Genomic DNA, 16319 nt, shown 5'->3' on the forward strand with positions numbered 1-16319 from the left:
CCGAGGGGGGTGGCCAGGTGACCGAGCCCCATCCCGCGCAGCCGGCGGTCGTCGGCCCGCGAGCAGAACCGGAGTCCGGCGGCGGGCCGTGGCGGCGAGGCCTCCGGGCCCTGCTCGGCAATTCCCGGGTCATGGTCTCGGCGGCGGTCCTCGCCGTGATCGTGGTGCTGTGCTTGCTCGCGCCGCTCTACGCCGGCCACATCTCCGGCACTGATCCGTTCGTGGCCGATCCGGTCGGCAGCACCGTCCTCGACGACGGGACCGTGGTGCCGCTGCTGCAACCAGCGCCGCAAGGCGTCGGCGTGCTGCCGATCGGGCCGACCGGCCAGGCGCATTTCCTGCTCGGCGCGGACGGGGACGGCCGCGACGTCGCCGCGCGGATCCTGTACGGCGGCCGGAACACCCTCGTGATCGGGGTGCTCGCCGGTCTCGTCGCCTGCGCCGGGGGCCTCGTGGTGGGGCTGATCGCCGGGTACGTCGGCGGGGTCGTCGACGGAGTGCTGTCCAGAATCCTGGACGTCGTGTGGGCGTTCCCCGTGCTGATGCTGGCGATCTCGATTTCCGCGATCAGCTTCGCGTCCGGGATCAGCCTCGGTTTCGTCCGGGTCAGTTCGGGCAGTCTCGCGCTGCCAGTCCTGATTATCGGGGTGGTCTACGTGCCTTATGTCGCCCGGCCGGTGCGCGGCGCGGTGCTGTCCGTGCGCGCCGCGGACTACGTCGGCGCGGCGACGTCCTACGGCGCCGGGCACGGCCGGATCATCCGCCGGGAAATCCTGCCGAACGTGCTGTCCCGGGTGATCGTGCTGTTCCCGCTGATGGTGGCGACGGCGATGCTGCTGGAGTCCGGGCTGTCGTTCCTCGGCATCGGCGTGCACCCGCCCGCCGCGAGCTGGGGCACGATCATCGAGGACGGCACGCAACTGCTGCGCAGCCGGCCGCTGATGGCGATCGTGCCCGGCGCGCTGCTCGCGATCACCGTGTGCGTGCTGAACATTCTCGGCGACGCGATCCGGGATGCCTTCGACCCGAAGGCCGAGCTGCGGATGCGTGCCCGGTGATCGCCTACGTCGTGCGCCGCGTGTTCTCCGCGGCCGGGGTGCTGATCGCGGTCAGCATCCTGGTGTTCCTGATCTTCTTCAAGACCCCGGGGGTCGACCCGGCGCGGCAGATCGCGGGCAAACAGGCGACCCCGCAGGTGATCGAGCAGATCCGGGCCGACTTCGGCCTCGACAAACCGTTGCCGGAGCAGTACTTCGCCATGATGAAGCGCCTGGTCATCGACCGGGACCTGGTCTCGTACACCGATCGCGGCCCGGTGCTCTCCCGGGTGGCCAAGACGATTCCGGTCACGCTGTCGCTGGTCGCCGGGGCCGCGGTGATCTGGCTGCTGCTCGCGCTCGGCGCGGGCACGCTCGCCGCGGTTTTCCGCGGCCGCGCGATCGATCCGCTGCTGACGGGCCTGGGCCTGGTCGGCATGTCGCTGCCGGTGTACTGGCTGGGCGGCGTCGTGAACATGCTCACCCAGGGCTCCTGGCACAACAGCCTGTTCAGCTGGCTGCCGGAACTCGGCTACACGCCGATCAACGTCAACCCGCTGAAGTGGTTCGAGCAACTGCTGTTCCCGTGGATCACGCTGGCGATCGGCACCGCCGGGCTGTACGCGCGCGTGCTGCGGGCCGACCTGATCGAGGTCGACCGGTCCGATTTCGTGCTCACCGCGCGGGCGAAAGGGCTTTCCGAATCCAGGGTGCTGCTGCGGCACGTGCTCCGGAACTCGCTCATCCCGTTCGTCAGCCTCTTCGGCCTCGACCTCGGGGCCATGCTCGGCGGGGCCGCGGTGCTCACCGAGCAGGTGTTCGGCCTGCCCGGGGTCGGCAACCTCACCTTCCACTCGCTGAGCCGATTCGACCTGCCGGTGCTGATGGCGGTGACGCTGTACGGCGCGTTCACCGTCGTGCTGGTGAACCTCCTGGTCGACCTCGGTTACGCCGCCCTTGACCCGAGGATCCGAGTGCGATGACGACCTTGCCCGCGAAAGTCCTGTCCGCAGAGGGCCTGACCGTGGAATTCCGCACGCGCGGCGGCTTGGTGCGGGTGGTGGACGACGTGTCGTTCGAGCTCCGGGCGGGCGAAACCCTCGGCGTGGTCGGCGAATCCGGCTCCGGCAAGTCGGTCTCGATGCTCGCGCTGCTCGGCCTGATCCGCGACGGCAACGCGGTCGTCAGCGGCCGGGTGCTGTTCGACGGCCAGGACCTCCTCGCCCTGCCCGCCACGAGGATGCGCGACTACCGGGGCCAGAGGATCGCGATGATCTTCCAGGACCCGATGACCTCGCTGAACCCGGTGTACCGCGTGGGATGGCAGATCGCCGAACAGATACGCCAGCACCAGCGCGTCGGCAGGCGAGCCGCCCGCCGCCGCGCGGTCGAACTGCTCGAGACGGTCGGCATTCCGAGCCCGGGGGCCCGCGCGCGGGACTATCCGCACCAGTTCTCCGGCGGCATGCGGCAGCGGGTGATGATCGCGATGGCGCTGTCCTGCGAACCCGACATCCTGATCGCCGACGAGCCGACCACCGCACTGGACGTCTCGGTGCAGGCCCAGATCCTGCGCATCATCCGGGACCTGAGCGCCCGCACCGGCACCAGCGTCATCCTGATCACGCACGACCTCGGCGTGCTCGCCGGAATCGCGTCGCGGGTGCAGGTGATGTACGCCGGGCGGATCGTCGAGCAGGCGCCGACCGCGCAGCTGTTCGCCCGGCCGCAGCATCCGTACACCGTCGGGCTGCTCGGGTCGATTCCCCGGCTGGACGCGCCCCGGCCCGCTCGCCTGCCCTCCATCGAGGGCCTGCCTCCGCTGGCGGCCGACATCGGACCGGGCTGCGCGTTCGCGCCGCGATGTCCGGACGCGGAAGCGGTTTGCGTCCAGCAGCGGCCGGTTCTGCTGCCTTCGGCTCAGGAGCATCTCGACGCCTGCCTGCTGCGGCACGCGTCGAGCCCGGACGAAAAGAGAACCGCCTGATGTCCGACCTGCTGAGCGCCACAGACCTGGTCAAATGGTTCCCGGTACGGAGAAATCGGCTGGGCCGCCCCGGACGGCTGCGCGCCGTCGACGGGGTCTCGCTGTCCGTGCGGCGCGGCGAAACACTCGGTCTCGTCGGCGAATCCGGCTGCGGCAAGTCCACCCTCGGCCGCTGTCTCGTCCGGCTCTACCAGCCGAGCAGCGGGTCGATCACCTTCGACGGCACCGAGATCAGCCGGACCGGCCGGCACGGGCTGCGTCCGGTCCGCCGGTCGGTGCAGATGATTTTCCAGGACCCGTACGCGAGCCTCAATCCACGCCGCCGGATCGGTGATTCGGTCGCCGAACCGCTGCGCGTGCACCGTCAACCGGCGAGCCGCGCGGACATCGCGGAACTCCTTGTCCTGACTGGGCTTTCCGCCGAACTCGCCGACCGGTTCCCGCACGAACTGTCCGGCGGGCAACGGCAGCGCGCGGTCATCGCACGAGCGTTGGCGCTGCGGCCGCGCGTGGTCGTCGCCGACGAACCAGTGTCCGCATTGGACGTTTCGGTGCAGGCGCAGATCCTGAACCTGTTCGACGATCTCAAGGAACAGCTCGGGCTCACCTACGTGTTCATCGCGCACGACCTCGGCGTCGTCCGGCACACCTCCGACCGGGTCGCGGTGATGTACCTCGGCCGGATCGTCGAACAGGCACCGGTCGGCGAGATCTTCGCGGCCCCGCAACATCCCTATACCGCGGCACTGCTGGCGTCGGTGCCGATCCCGGATCCGGCGGCGGGCTCGGACTGGCGGGACACCACGCTGGCCGGGGACGTGCCCAGCCCGCTGGAGCCGCCGAGCGGCTGCCGGTTCCATCCGCGCTGTCCGCGCGCCACCACCGTCTGCCGCACCACGGAACCGGTGCTGACCAGGGAACACGCTGGTCACGAGGTCGCCTGTCATCATCCGCTTGAGCCGGCGGTCCAGGTGGTGCCGGCCGAACCGAAGGCTGCTCGCGATGACTAGCGCCGACGCCGACCAGTCCGCCCGTCCGACACTGCCGCAGCTCGCGGCGATCATCGCGATCTCCGCGACCGGCTCGTTCGCCGGGGCCGCGACCGCGCTCGGCTGCACCCAGTCGGCCGTGAGCCAGCGGGTCGCGAGTCTCGAGCGCGGGCTCGGGGTCCTGCTGGTGCACCGGTCCCGGCAGCAGCGCCGGGTATCGCTGACCGAGGCGGGCGACACCCTCGTAGCCGCCGCGGAACAGGTCGGCGGGATCCTCTCGGTCGCCGTCAGCCAGGTGGAGACGATCCGCAAGGGCCTCAACGCGACCGTCCGCATCGGCCTGTTCACCAGCGCCAGCGAGCGGGTGATCCCGCCGATGATGGCGGCGCTGCGGCGGCAGCCGGTCGACTACCGGATCGAATTGGTCGAACTGGACCAGCAAACGGAAGTGTCCCGGCTGGTGCGCAACGGGGACGTCGATCTCGCGTTCGTGAAACTGCCGATCACCGACCCGGCGCTGCTCACCGCGGAACTCCTCACCGACCCGTTCGTGCTGCTCATGCCCGCCGGCGCGGAGCGGGTCTCCCCCGGCCGGCTCGCCGGGCTCCCGTTGATCGGCCTGCGCGGCCAGCGCGACCCGATGGAGGCCTGGGCCGCGTCTGTGGGCGCGGAGCTGAACTGGGTGCTGGAGATGGAAACCAACCACGCCGTAGAGGCGATGGTCGCCGCGGGCCTCGGCTACGGCGCGGTGCCCCGGCTTACCCTCGGCGGCCGAACGCCTGGCGTACGAAGGGTTTCCCTCGCTGGCACGGTTCCGGCGCGGACCGTCGGCATCGCTTGGCGGCGCTATCACCCGCGGCTCGCGTTCATTCGCGGGGTCATCGACATCATCCAGCGGGTGTGTGCCCGCCCAGCGGAGATTCTGCCGCCGGTCGACGGCGAGGGGATGGCGCGATGAGACGGCTGCCGGCGGTACTCGCGGCTTTGGTGCTCCTCGGGGCGAGCGGATGCGCGGTGGACGACACGCTGGACCTGACGTCCGTCGCGCCCGGCGATCACGGGCACCAGGGCGGGACCGAGGTCATGCTGTCGTCGGGCAACGTCGGCACGGCCGATCCGATGGTCAATTTCTCGACGTCGTCGTGGACCCTCTTCACCGCGACCTACGACGGTCTCACCGCGTTCACCAAGTCCGGCCCGGAAACCGGCCAGCACGTGGCGCCGGATCTCGTGACCGAAATCCCGAAACCGACGGACGGCGGTCTCAAGTGGACGTTCACGCTGCGGTCCGGGATCCGGTTCAGCGACGGCCGCGAGGTCCGGCCGGCGGACGTCAAGGCGTCCTTCGAGCGGATGTTCAAGGTGCACGGGCCGACGACGTCCTCGCAGTTCGACGTCCTCGCCGGGGCGAAGGAATGCCTGGACACCCCGGAAACCTGCGATCTGTCGAAGGGCATCTCGATCGACGAGACGACCGGCAAGATCGTTTTCACCCTGACCGAACCGGATCCCGAATTCCCGCAGCAGCTCGGCCAGCCGCTGGCATCGATCCTGCCCGCGGACACCCCGCCCGCGGACGTCGGTTCGGACGTGTCGAAACTGCGCTCGACCGGACCGTACTACTGGGCGAGCTACGATCCGACCGACCGCGTCGTCATGAAACGCAATCCGTACTTCCGTTCCTGGTCTCCGCTCACCGCCCCGGAGGGGAATCCGGACCAGATCGTGCAGAAATTCGGCCTCGAACCGACCGACCAGGTCACCGCCGTGATCAACGGCCAGGCCGATCTCGCGGTCGACTCGATTCCGCCGGACCGGCTGAACGAGGTCAGCGTCGACCATCCGAGGCAATTGCACATCGACCAGCTCGGGCACATCTGGTATTGGGCGCTGAACACGCGGATTCCGCCGTTCGACAACCTCAAGGCCAGACAGGCGGTGAATTACGCGTTCGACCGCAACTCGGCGGTGCTGCAGGCGGGCGGGCCGGGGCTGGCCGTCCCGACGTGCCAGGTCCTGGTGCCGAGTCTTCCTGGTTACCAGCAGTATTGCCCGTGGACGAGCAACCCCGCCCCGAACGGCCGCGGCCCGTGGCGCGGCCCCGACCTCGCGAAAGCGAAACGGCTGGTCGCGGAATCCGGCACCGCCGGAGCCGCGGTTTCGGTGGTGCCCGGAAACAACCGGATGCATATCGCGATGGGCGAATACATGCAGACGCTGTTGACCGATTTGGGGTACCGTGCGACACTGAAACCGATGGACGAGGGGTTGCAGTTCCCCTTCGTCCAGAATTCCGGAAATCACGTCGAAGCCGCCTTGACCGACTGGTCCCAGGATTATCCGGCGGCCAGCGATTTCCTGAAAGTGCTCACCTCGTGCGCCGCGTTCGTGCCGAATTCGGACGCGAGCCCGAACATCGGCGGCTTCTGCGATCCGGCCATCGACGCCCGGATGACCGAAGCCCTGCGGCTGGCCAACACCGACCCGGACGCGGCGAACAGGCTGTGGTCCGAAGTGGACCGAGCGGTCACCGACCAGGCCCCGTGGGTGTCGATGTACGTGCCGAAATGGATTGACTTCACCTCGGCGCGGCTCGGCAATTACCGGTTCAGCGGCCAGTTCGGATTCCTGCCCGGTGTCGCCTGGCTGCGCTGACCTCTCCCGAAATCCCCGCCCCAGAAAAGGAGCAGCATGCCGAACCCCGACGGTTCCTCGCATTACGCGCCCGACGCCGCCACGTTGCGCCGGCGTCTCCTGCCGCTGCTCGCCGCGCGCGGGCCGTCCGGCTACGAGGAAGAACCGGTGCGCGCCTGGGTAGAATTGGCGGGGGAATTCGCCGACGTGCACGTCGATCCGCTCGGCAGCGGGCACGCCGTGGTGAACCCGGGCAGCACGCCGCGGATCACGCTGATCGGGCACATCGACGAGATCGGGCTGAGCGTCAGCCACATCGACGACGCCGGACGGCTGTGGGCGGTGAGCATCGGCTGCTGGGACGCCGCGATCCTGTACGGCCAGCACGTCGTGGTCCTCGCCGAAGACGGCCGGGTGCCGGGCGTGATTGGAACCGCGCCGCCGCATTTGAACGACGAGGACTCGTCGCCCAAGATGGCCGATCTGTGGATCGACATCGGCGCGACCAGCCGGGCCGACGCGCAATCGGTGATCACCGTCGGCGACCCGGTGGTGTTCGGCGCGTCCCCGGTCGACCTGCTCAACGGCCGGATCGCCGCACCGGCGCTGGACAACCGGCTCGGCGCGCTGGCCGTGCTCGAAGCGGCTCGCGCGGCGGCCGCGGCGTCGGTCACCGCCGAGATCTCCGTGGTCGCCAGCGTGCGCGAGGAAACGAGTTACCACGGCGCGATGGGCGCCGTCTACGCGACGAACCCGAACTTCGCGCTCGCGATCGACACCACTTTCGCCAGCGACATCCCGCAAGACGGCATCGAACGCAAAACCGGCGACCACCGGCTCGGCTCCGGCCCGGCCATCGGCCGCGGCGCCGTCACCGACGAACCCATGGCGCGCAGTCTGCGCAGACTGGCCAAAGAACTCGAAATCCCTTACACCATCGAGGCCTACGGCGACGAGAGCGGCTCCGACGCCGACGCCATGGCAGCTGTCGCCGCCGGTATCCGGTGCGGCGTCCTCAACATCCCCATCCGGCACATGCACAGCTCCGGCGAAGTCGCGGATCTGGCCGACCTGGCCGGCACGATCGATCTCGCCGCCGCCTTCTGCCTCGCCGGGGGGGACCCGATGAGACCGATGCGGGAACCCTGAGTTTCCCGGCACCACCTGGCAAGGAGGCCAGCCCATGATCGGCGCGGAACGACGGAACCGGCTCGGCCGGGTGGTGCTGGACGCGATCTGGTCCGACAACGGCCGTCTCACGCTGCTGCAGCTCAGAGCGCTGTACGCGGTCGCCAACGAGGGCTCCTTCGCGGCGGCGGCGGTCGCGCTCGGCTGCAGCCAGCCCGCCGTGAGCCAGCGCATCGCGTCGATCGAACGGCGGCTCGGCGTCGTGCTGGTCCGCCGGATGTCCGGACAACGCCAGGTGCGGCTCACCGACGCCGGGATCGCGCTGGTCAACGCCGCCGAACAAGTGCAGGTCATCCTCCGCACCGCGACGAGGCACATCCAGGACATGCGGGACGGCCGCGAGCCGACCGTCCGGATCGGCGTGTTCTCGAGCGTCGCGGTGCGGGTGATGCCGCTGGTGCTGGCCGCGATGCGCACGCAGCACATCCCGTGCCGCATCAAGCCCATCGAGGTCGACGACGACGTCCGCCTGCAGGAACTGCTGCGCTTCGGCGAGATCGACATCGCGTTCGTCATCTTCCCCCTGCAAAGCGGGGAAGCACACGGCCTGGAACTGTTCAGCGACCCGTTCATCCTGCTGGCCCCCCGCAACGCCCCGCTGGCCTCGGTGCCCCGAATCCGGCCGGCGGACCTGCGGGGCCTGCCGATGGTGTGCCTGACGAGCGAACAACTGGAGGTCGCCGCGGAGCTCCGCCGCCAGGGCATCGAGCCGAACTGGGTCTTCGACACCGACAAGATCCACGTGGTCGAACCGCTGGTCGCGGCGGACGTCGGGTATTCGATCGTGCCGCAACTGGCGCTCGGGCAACGCTATCCCGGCGTCACGCGGTTCTCGTTGAGCGAGATCGTGTCACCGCGGGAGATCGGGATCGCTTGGCCGCCGCACCATCCGCGGCTTGGGTTGCTGCTGCGGGTGGCCGATGTGATCCGCGGGGTGTGCGCGGATCCGGCGGATATCCTGCCGCCTATCGACGAGCCGGGGTGCGCTTCGGTGGAGCAAGCGGTGCTTCGGCTTCAGTGACTGACTCGGGCTTCGGCGTCAAGGACCTAGTAGCGGCCGTACCGCTGTAATGGCCAAAGCGATTCCCGCGAAAAGGAAAAAAGATCAGTCCCACGGATAGCTCGTTCTCGTCGCTGACGCACGCTTTCCGCAGTGGAGACGCGGTGCCGGGACGCCATTGGCTCGGCACCGCGTCGTGGTGATCATGCCCGGCACGTCAGGCCATGATCACGCGTTGGGGTTGTAAGACGTGTAGCAGCCCCTCCAGACGCCGTCGCGCCCCAAACGGCCCCGCGACCGGAGCCACCCTGGCGATCTTCAGAGAATCAGGTGCCATTGTCATGGTTTTCCCATTCTTTTCCTGATTTCCCCCGAACAGACTGATCCGCGACCTGAGCGAACAAAAATTCGGGTTCGACCCGAGTGCTCAAAAGCGACGAAATACCGCAACTGGGTGCCGACGTCCGTGAGGGGAACCCTGAGGGACTCTGAGTCCCTCAGGGTTCCCCTCACGGACCGCCTCAAGCTACGCCGCTGGACCTGGACAGGCGTGAACGCACAATCGTGGCGAACCCGATGACCTGCGGCTACAGCTACTTCGACACAGACGTGCGTCTCATGTGCAACGCGAAGAAAAGCTGTGAAAACACCTATATCCCCCTAGCGCTCGACTCCCCCATCTGACGCTGCAACAAAAGGCTACCGAACGTGCCCGCAATCAGCCAAACGTCTTTCCCTGATGTCACTGGGATGGCGCAACCGCTGCCGGAGCGTCGCACGCCTTGCTGCCACCCAGACCAACCAGCACCGCTGAATGCCGCCGGACCCGTTCCTCCTGCCATTTCCCGGATATCCGCCTCGCGTTTCGCAATACCCTGCTCGGGGGCTGGTAGAATCACGGAATAACCGCGGACAGGAAGGACCCGCGCGGTGCCACGCGCTGCTGAGCCGGAAACGCCCGTCGAGCGCCCGGGCGCCTACCGGAGCCGCTTCACCGGCGCGCTGGAATCGCTGCTGGCGGAAAAACGCTTCCCGAAGATCACGATCGGCGACCTCGTCGGCCGGGCGCACACCTCCCGGCGCGGCTTCTACGAGCATTTCGATTCCAAGGAAGCCTGCCTGCTCGCCTTGCTCCAGGGAGCGGCCGAGACCGGATCCGCGCGGGTAGCCGCCGCGGTCGACCGCACCGCGCCCTGGCAAACCCAAATCCGCCAGCTCGTCACGGCCTGGATCGGCGTCGTCGACGCCCGGCCCGCCGTCATGCTGAGCTACATCCGCGACGTGCCGCTGGCAGACGCGCCGATCACCGCCGACCTGAACCACGACGCCTACGTCACCATCGCCCGCGCCATCTCGGCCGGCGACGAATTCCGAGAATCCGGCGGTGTTCCGCTGTCGCGAGTCCGCGCGCTGATTCTGTTTGGAGGACTGGAAAAACTGGCCGAGGACGCGTTGCAGCACGGCGGTACGGTGAGCGCGCACATTGAGGAAGCGGTGCAGACCGCGCTTCTTCTCGCAGCTTCGTAATAGCTCAGTTCGCCTGACCTGATACCGCGTCCACCAACGTCCGATACACCTGCTGGCACCGCCGAATCCGCGCCGGACCCGGGGCACCCGCGATCTCCTGTCCCAGCGCCGTAAGCGACCCCAGCAAAGCGACCGCGAGCTCCTCGACACCGCCGCCAGAACTGCCCGCCTCGCGCAGCAACGCGACAGTCGGCTCCCGCCACCACTGTTCGTCCAGGTTTCGCCACCGTTCCTGGCCCAGCACAGACGGGCCGTCGACCAGGAGGATGCGTCCCACGGCCGGGTCAGCGCAGCGGCGGAGGAAGATCGAGCCGGACGCCTTCAACCGGTCGGACGGAGCTCCCGTGCCGCCGGATCGGGACCGCAGCACCCGGTGCAGATCGGCGTGCACCTGCTCTACCACGGCGTAGAACAGCTCCTGCTTGTTCTCCCAGTGGTGGTAGACCGCGCCCGTGGTGATCCCGGCCGCGGCGGCGATCTGGGCCAGCGAAGTACCCGCGTACCCCTGCTCGGCGAAGAGCCGCCGCGCGGCCTCGACCAGCTCGTGGCGGGTGGTTCGGGAGCGTTCCTCGTTCGTTCGCCGCATCCACTTACCTAATCATGTTATGTTTCTGTACGTGGACACGGTACGGGCTCAGGAGATCATCGACGGCAGTCCGTTCGGGCCGTGGTGGGGGTTCACGGTGCGGGCAGTCGATCCGGGTGTCGCGACCCTCTCGCTGCCGGCCCGGCCGGAGTTCTTCCGCCCGGGCAACGTTTTGCAGGGCGGCTGCGCCATGACGCTCGCCGACGTCACCTGCTGGATCGCGATCCTCTCCGTCATCGGACCCGACGAACCGGCCGTCACGGTGAACATGACCACCGCGTTCCTCGGCGCTGCGCGGTCTGACCTGACCTGCGAATCGTCCTTGACCCGGACGGGACGCCGGACGATCTACGGCACCGCGACGGTCACCGACGACGCCGGACGGCAGGTCTCCCACCACACCCTGACCTACCTGCGCCCAGGCCGAGAGGCCCGATAAACCGTCAGCTCACCACGCGACGCAGCACGACCCACCGCTCCCCCGGCCGGTCGACGGCGGCGGGATACCAGCGCGGGCCGATCGCCGCGGTCAACTCGTCGGTCCGTTCGATCAGCGAGCTGACGGCGGGTTCGCCGACGACGATCACGGCCGACCAGTCGACGTGGGCCAGGAGGTGGTCCTCGGCGACCCCGAACCGCGTCTCCAGGAGCGCGACCACGTCGTGGCCGGTGTCCGGGCTCGACTGGATCCCCGTCGTATCCGGCACCTCGGCATCGGTTTCCGGAAGAGACTCCGCGGCGTCCTCCCGTTCTTCCGACCACACATGGTCCTCGAGCCGGTCGATGCGGCGGCACAGGTCGAACGCCTGCTCGTCGGACATGCGCAGGCACACGCTGCGGCCGTCGGCCAGCGTGAACGTCAACTCCGCTTCCGGAACTCCGGCACTGCCCGGTTCGGCTTCGACGGTCCCCGCGACGTCGCCGAACAACACCAGTTCGGCCGGGCTCTCCTGGCCTTGGCTCAGCGAAGGCAGGTTCGCGGCCATCTCGACCACGGAGTACGCCGCGGTCCAGAACGCTTCCTTGTCGCGGAAGTCCTTGCGGCTCTGGCTCAACGTCCGCCCGATCCCGGCCGGTTCGACGTAGGCCTCCACCCGGCCGGCGCCGAGACTGTCGTCCCAGGTCGCGGTGACCGTGACAGCGTTGGCCAAGCGTTTGCGGTACGCCTCGACCCGGTCGTGCCGGGCGAGTTCCCAGCCGTCGATCTGCTCGGGCCAGTCGTCGTTCACCGATGGGTCCTTTCGACGCGCGCTGCGGATACGGTCTTCCGACGCGTCGCGCGCGTTCCTAGTTCCGCGTTCTGGGCGCGAGCAAGCAGGGTGATTACAGCTGCGGCCCCGATCACCGCCGCGGTGACGAACGCGGTCAGCGGCCAGCCGATTCGCTCGGCCGCCGTCGCGCCGAAGGCGGTCCCGAGGCTTCCACCAGCGAAATAGACGACCATGTACGCACTGTTGAACCGCGCCGGTGCGCTTGGCTCGATCGCCAGCACGGTGCTCTGGTTCGCGACTTGGGCGGCGAAAAGACCCGCGTCAAACAGCGCAAGGCAGACCAACGTCGAAACAGTGCTCGACAACGCCAGGGCAAGTACCGCGCTCGCAACGCCAGCGAGGATCAGTCCACAAAGGATGACCCGGCGCGCACCCACACGATCGGTCCACGCGCCCGCGACTCGGGTAGCGAAAATTCCCAAGATGCCAGCGAAAGCATACAAGCCGATGCGTTCGGCGGAATACGAAAAGGGCGGCTTCGACAGCGCGACCGCGATACCGGACCACACCGCGCAGAACGCGAAGAACCACAGCGTGCCCCGGATCGCCGCGAGCCGAAGCGCCGGGTATCGCAGGTATAGCCCGGGAATCGAGCGCAAAGTGGCGAGGTAGCCACGATTGTTCGTCCCGGACACCGACGGAAGCACGAGCAGCACCGCCACCGCGACAACCGCGCATCCGGCGGCGAAAACGCCGAGCATCGCGCGCCAGCCGATGAGATCGGCCAGCCAGCCGCCGACGATGCGTCCGGCAAGGATCCCCGCTGAGATACCAGCCGTGACGATCCCCAGCGCGGTCGCGCGCCGGTCCGGACTCGCCAGCCGGGCAGTCACCGAACTCAACCCGGCGCCGACCGACGAACACGCGCCGAGCACGCCGAGCACCAGCCCGAGCATCCACACCTGGCCGACGATCGCGTTCAGCCCCAGCGCGGCGGCGAGCGCGCCGAACTGGGCGGACAGGACGTAGCGCGGCGGGAACTGGTCGACGAGCGGCACCAGCAACGCGAGTCCGCACAGGTACCCGACCGGCCCGCAGGCGAGCGCGACGCCGACCGCACCGAGCGACGTGCTGAGTCCGCCGGCGACCTCGGCGATCGCGGGCTGCAGCGGATAGATGGCCGCGGTGCCTAGTGCGGCAGCGAGGGAGACGAATCCGACGACCGATCCGTGAAGGCGCGGAGTGTTATCTGAATGCACTGGCCGAGCGTAGGAAGTGCTGGGCGGGTAACGCTGGCGAGAAACCGCCATCACCCGTAGCTTCGCGAAGGACCCGACAGCGGCGCCGCGTTTGTGGGATGATCGAGTTCCATGACGACGCCACAGCCTGCGCCCGCCGTACGCTTCGAGCCGCTGGGCCTGGGCGAGTCATGACCGGCGAGCGCGCCACGCGGCAGATCGACGTCAGCCTTCTGCCCGAGGATCTCGTGGTCCTCATCGACGCACTCAGACCCGGCGAAAACCTGGTCCTCACCAGGGACGGCGACCCGGTCGCGACGATCTCCGGCGCTGGCGTCCGGCCCGAACCGCCGCGGAGCGACTATGACGACGTCACGGTGGTCGCCACCGCGATGAAGCTGTCCGCCTCGGCCCGGATGTCGCTGTCCGCCGAACTCGGCTCGGACTACCTCGTGCTGGACCTGCACTCGGCGCCGGCCACCGCCGACGTCCTGCTCGTGCCGCCGGTCAGCCCGCAGCTGATCGGGGGTCTCCGGGCGCAGTTCCCGAAGGCTCGGGTCGTCCTCGCCGAGGTCGAGGACGCGGAGCTGGGCGTCAGCTACCACGGACCGGTCCGGCGGCTGCTCGACGCCGGCGCGGAAACGTACTTGACCTCGGCGAACGTCCCGCATCTGGCGCGGCAGCTCGACCACGCCGTCACCGTGGGGCGGCAGCAGCTCACCGGCGGGAGCGCCGCGCCGTTGGAGATCGGTCCGGTGGAGCAGGGCGGTTAAGGTCCGACCTTGACGCACAGTTCGGTGCCGCCGTGCAGAGGCAGCGAGACCGACACGAAGCCGTTGGCCGGATCGCGGATGTAGTCCAGGAAATCGGGTTCGGCATTGTCGTTCATGACGTAGCCGCCGATCCGGATGCGCGGCGCGACGAACTCGATGACCTCGCGGGCGAGCGACGGTTCAGCGCCCAGCCACCCGTCGATCAGGGCGAAATCGACCTCGCCGCCGAGATCGCGCAACGTGACCCGAGCGTCGCCCTCGCGGATTTCGGCGTAGTCGGCCAGCCCGGCCTCGGCGAGATTGTGCCGCGCGGCAGCGATTTTGGCCGGGACCAGCTCCGCGCCGATCACCGTGCCTCCCCCGTTGTCGCGCACCGCGGCCGCGGCGTAGAGCGTCGACATGCCTACTGAGGTGGCGAATTCGACGGTCCGGGTGGCGCGGATTCCCCGGCACAACAGATAGATCAGATCGCCTTGTTCCGGAGAGATCGAGAAGCCGTATTCGCCGTATTCGTGCGGGTCACGTTCGAGGCCGGACCGCGGGTCGTCCGCCGGATATTGCTGGGCGGCAACGAGCTTGGCGATGACAGCGTTGACGAGCGGATCGCGAAGCGGGCTGTGGGTCATGCGGAAACTCCCGTCAACCAGGTGTGGCCTTCTTCGAGGATCTCTTGTTCGCGCTTGCTGAAGCGGGTCGGGCAGGTGTCAGGCACCTGATGTCCGCTGTGCTCCAGCAGATATGCCAACGCGGCGTACTCGCGCGGATGCCGTCGCGGGTCGAAGTCGTCGGTCGGTCGAATTCCATCCGGATAGGTGAAGCCGCCCATGTCGTAGACGGAATCGCGGCGCGCGATGCGCCAGACGCCGTCGCGACGTTCGACCCGGTCGAGGAATCTATTGTGGACAGTCACGCCAAGCCCCAGCTCGAGGTGGTCGGCGACGAGCATCGCGTTGGTCTCCACGAAGGCGCGATCACCGGCGGCCTCGATGACGGGCGCGCCGATGAAGTGCTTGCTGCGCAACGGACCGCCGCTCATCCCGCGCGACCCGTCGACAAAGTCCTTGGCCGGGCCGGAAAACCACAGGATCGTCAGGGTAGCGTCGTCGTGGAACAGGCTCGCCAACGCGTCCCAGTGCTCCCGGTCGCGATGGATCCAACCGGTCATCACATCGGTGATCGCCTGCCGGTCGGCGGCGCGGATTTCTTCCGTCACAAGGAATCTCCCCGGAACTAGGCTCGTCCAGCCAGCATCGCCCGGCGCAGGACCCGCTGCCACCGCCCGCCGGACAGCGGATACCGGTATCCCGCCAAGATCACCAGCGGGCCGTTTTCCGGTATCCTGGGAACCGATGCCGAACCGCCGCCACCTCTGCTGGTCGGGCGACGATCCCATCCAGGGCCGCTGGTTGCTGGCCCACGGAGAAGGGGTCGCCGCGCATCAGCACGCGCGAGGACAGCTGCTGTACGCGACGAGCGGGCTGCTGGCCACGACCACCGAGCGGGGCACGTGGGTCGCACCGGCGGACCGCATTTCGTGGACGCCGCCCCGCTTCGAGCACGGTCACCGCGCCTACGGCGAGACCGAGCTCAGCATCCTCGAGGTGCCCGCCGAGCTGTGTCCCGCGCTCCCCTCCGCGCCGACAGTGTTCGCCGTGTCCGCGCTGCTGCGGGCCGCCGTCTTGAAACTGACCGGCGGCGCGACCCTGCCGCCCGACGTCGGCGACCGGCTGCTCCGGGTGCTGGTCGACGAGCTGACCGAACTCCCCGAGCAGTCGATGTACCTGCCCGAACCAGCCGACGACCGGCTCCGCGCCGTCACCGACCTCCTGCGCGCGAACCCGGCCGAGTCCGCCACCCTCGGCGAACTCGGCCGGACCGTGGGGGCCAGCGAGCGGACGCTGAGCCGGTTGTTCCGCGGCGAGCTGGGGATGAGCTTCTCGCAGTGGCGGTCGCAACTGCGCATCCAGCACGCGTTGGTGCATCTCGGACAGGGCCGTTCGGTCACCGACACTGCGCTGCGCTGCGGATGGGCGAACCCGACCAGCTTCATCGAGACCTTCGCCGCGATCCTCGGCCAAACTCCCGGGAGTTATCAGGCCGCGCACCAACGAAATGCCTGATTTGTCGCCATGGGGCCGTGCCTTGAAGT

Annotated in this window: 17 protein-coding genes; 12 read left to right on the forward strand and 5 right to left on the reverse strand. The window is 68.7% G+C overall.

Features of this window, described 5'->3' with window-relative positions; all coding sequences use genetic code 11:
* The first annotated feature begins 17 nt into the window (after positions 1-17).
* From ACFORO_RS20645 to ACFORO_RS20685, 9 genes are all read left to right on the forward strand, one after another.
* Positions 18-1058, forward strand: a complete 1041-nt coding sequence (locus ACFORO_RS20645; protein WP_377871428.1) for an ABC transporter permease — start codon at positions 18-20, stop codon at positions 1056-1058.
* A complete protein-coding gene (locus tag ACFORO_RS20650; RefSeq protein WP_377871429.1) occupies positions 1055-2020 on the forward strand; it encodes an ABC transporter permease in 966 nt (321 codons plus the stop codon). The genes ACFORO_RS20645 and ACFORO_RS20650 overlap by 4 nt, the downstream gene beginning before the upstream one ends.
* Positions 2017-3024 carry an ABC transporter ATP-binding protein gene (locus ACFORO_RS20655; RefSeq protein WP_377871430.1) on the forward strand — a complete coding sequence of 336 codons (1008 nt, stop codon included), beginning with the start codon at positions 2017-2019 and terminating at the stop codon, positions 3022-3024. Before ACFORO_RS20650 ends, ACFORO_RS20655 begins: the two co-directional genes overlap by 4 nt.
* Entirely contained in the window at positions 3024-4034 is a 1011-nt protein-coding gene (locus ACFORO_RS20660) for an ABC transporter ATP-binding protein (RefSeq protein WP_377871432.1), read from the forward strand. The genes ACFORO_RS20655 and ACFORO_RS20660 overlap by 1 nt, the downstream gene beginning before the upstream one ends.
* A complete protein-coding gene (locus tag ACFORO_RS20665) occupies positions 4027-4971 on the forward strand; it encodes a LysR family transcriptional regulator (RefSeq protein WP_354750299.1) in 945 nt (314 codons plus the stop codon). Before ACFORO_RS20660 ends, ACFORO_RS20665 begins: the two co-directional genes overlap by 8 nt.
* A complete protein-coding gene (locus ACFORO_RS20670) occupies positions 4968-6668 on the forward strand; it encodes an ABC transporter substrate-binding protein (RefSeq protein WP_377871433.1) in 1701 nt (566 codons plus the stop codon). Before ACFORO_RS20665 ends, ACFORO_RS20670 begins: the two co-directional genes overlap by 4 nt.
* A gap of 36 nt (positions 6669-6704) precedes the next feature.
* On the forward strand, positions 6705-7796 hold the full coding sequence (locus ACFORO_RS20675) for a hypothetical protein (protein ID WP_377871434.1): 1092 nt from the start codon (positions 6705-6707) through the stop codon (positions 7794-7796).
* Positions 7797-7830: 34 nt separating this feature from the next.
* Entirely contained in the window at positions 7831-8856 is a 1026-nt protein-coding gene (locus ACFORO_RS20680) for a LysR family transcriptional regulator (protein WP_354750305.1), read from the forward strand.
* Between the two features lie 909 nt (positions 8857-9765).
* Complete coding sequence (locus ACFORO_RS20685) at positions 9766-10362, forward strand: TetR/AcrR family transcriptional regulator (RefSeq protein WP_377871435.1); 597 nt, start codon at positions 9766-9768, stop codon at positions 10360-10362.
* Between the two features lie 4 nt (positions 10363-10366).
* Here ACFORO_RS20685 and ACFORO_RS20690 read toward each other — a convergent pair whose 3' ends face one another.
* Complete coding sequence (locus ACFORO_RS20690) at positions 10367-10948, reverse strand: TetR/AcrR family transcriptional regulator (protein WP_377871436.1); 582 nt, start codon at positions 10946-10948, stop codon at positions 10367-10369.
* 31 nt (positions 10949-10979) lie between these two features.
* Here ACFORO_RS20690 and ACFORO_RS20695 point away from each other — a divergent pair, with 31 nt between their 5' ends.
* A complete protein-coding gene (locus ACFORO_RS20695; RefSeq protein WP_377871438.1) occupies positions 10980-11387 on the forward strand; it encodes a PaaI family thioesterase in 408 nt (135 codons plus the stop codon).
* 4 nt (positions 11388-11391) lie between these two features.
* On the opposite strand, the gene ACFORO_RS20700 is transcribed toward ACFORO_RS20695, so the two are convergent.
* Together ACFORO_RS20700 and ACFORO_RS20705 are read right to left on the reverse strand one after the other, a co-directional pair.
* Positions 11392-12177 carry a hypothetical protein gene (locus ACFORO_RS20700; RefSeq protein WP_377871439.1) on the reverse strand — a complete coding sequence of 262 codons (786 nt, stop codon included), beginning with the start codon at positions 12175-12177 and terminating at the stop codon, positions 11392-11394.
* Positions 12174-13418, reverse strand: a complete 1245-nt coding sequence (locus ACFORO_RS20705) for an MFS transporter (protein ID WP_377871440.1) — start codon at positions 13416-13418, stop codon at positions 12174-12176. Before ACFORO_RS20705 ends, ACFORO_RS20700 begins: the two co-directional genes overlap by 4 nt.
* 170 nt (positions 13419-13588) lie before the next feature.
* Between ACFORO_RS20705 and ACFORO_RS20710 the strand changes: the two genes are divergently transcribed.
* Positions 13589-14170, forward strand: a complete 582-nt coding sequence (locus tag ACFORO_RS20710; protein ID WP_377871441.1) for a hypothetical protein — start codon at positions 13589-13591, stop codon at positions 14168-14170.
* Here the strand turns inward: ACFORO_RS20710 and ACFORO_RS20715 are convergent.
* Positions 14167-14796, reverse strand: a complete 630-nt coding sequence (locus tag ACFORO_RS20715; protein ID WP_377871442.1) for an O-methyltransferase — start codon at positions 14794-14796, stop codon at positions 14167-14169. The two genes, ACFORO_RS20710 and ACFORO_RS20715, sit on opposite strands and share 4 nt — an antisense overlap.
* Entirely contained in the window at positions 14793-15383 is a 591-nt protein-coding gene (locus ACFORO_RS20720) for a nuclear transport factor 2 family protein (RefSeq protein WP_377871443.1), read from the reverse strand. The genes ACFORO_RS20715 and ACFORO_RS20720 overlap by 4 nt, the downstream gene beginning before the upstream one ends.
* Positions 15384-15519: 136 nt before the next feature.
* On the opposite strand from ACFORO_RS20720, the gene ACFORO_RS20725 reads away from it, so the two are divergent.
* Positions 15520-16290 (forward strand): AraC family transcriptional regulator, encoded by a 771-nt coding sequence (locus ACFORO_RS20725; protein WP_377871445.1) that lies wholly within the window; start codon positions 15520-15522, stop codon positions 16288-16290.
* Positions 16291-16319: the final 29 nt, after the last annotated feature.

Source organism: Amycolatopsis halotolerans (assembly GCF_042647905.1).
Taxonomy (GTDB): domain Bacteria; phylum Actinomycetota; class Actinomycetes; order Mycobacteriales; family Pseudonocardiaceae; genus Amycolatopsis; species Amycolatopsis halotolerans.

Bases quoted from the DNA above. Each gene is read 5' to 3' on its own strand.
- ACFORO_RS20655 (WP_377871430.1), top strand. From the start codon at position 2,017: ATGACGACCTTGCCCGCGAAAGTCCTGTCCGCAGAGGGCCTGACCGTG.
- ACFORO_RS20660 (WP_377871432.1), top strand. From the start codon at position 3,024: ATGTCCGACCTGCTGAGCGCCACAGACCTGGTCAAATGGTTCCCGGTA.
- ACFORO_RS20665 (WP_354750299.1), top strand. From the start codon at position 4,027: ATGACTAGCGCCGACGCCGACCAGTCCGCCCGTCCGACACTGCCGCAG.
- ACFORO_RS20670 (WP_377871433.1), top strand. From the start codon at position 4,968: ATGAGACGGCTGCCGGCGGTACTCGCGGCTTTGGTGCTCCTCGGGGCG.
- ACFORO_RS20675 (WP_377871434.1), top strand. From the start codon at position 6,705: ATGCCGAACCCCGACGGTTCCTCGCATTACGCGCCCGACGCCGCCACG.
- ACFORO_RS20680 (WP_354750305.1), top strand. From the start codon at position 7,831: ATGATCGGCGCGGAACGACGGAACCGGCTCGGCCGGGTGGTGCTGGAC.
- ACFORO_RS20690 (WP_377871436.1), bottom strand. From the start codon at position 10,948: ATGCGGCGAACGAACGAGGAACGCTCCCGAACCACCCGCCACGAGCTG.
- ACFORO_RS20710 (WP_377871441.1), top strand. From the start codon at position 13,589: ATGACCGGCGAGCGCGCCACGCGGCAGATCGACGTCAGCCTTCTGCCC.
- ACFORO_RS20715 (WP_377871442.1), bottom strand. From the start codon at position 14,796: ATGACCCACAGCCCGCTTCGCGATCCGCTCGTCAACGCTGTCATCGCC.
- ACFORO_RS20725 (WP_377871445.1), top strand. From the start codon at position 15,520: ATGCCGAACCGCCGCCACCTCTGCTGGTCGGGCGACGATCCCATCCAG.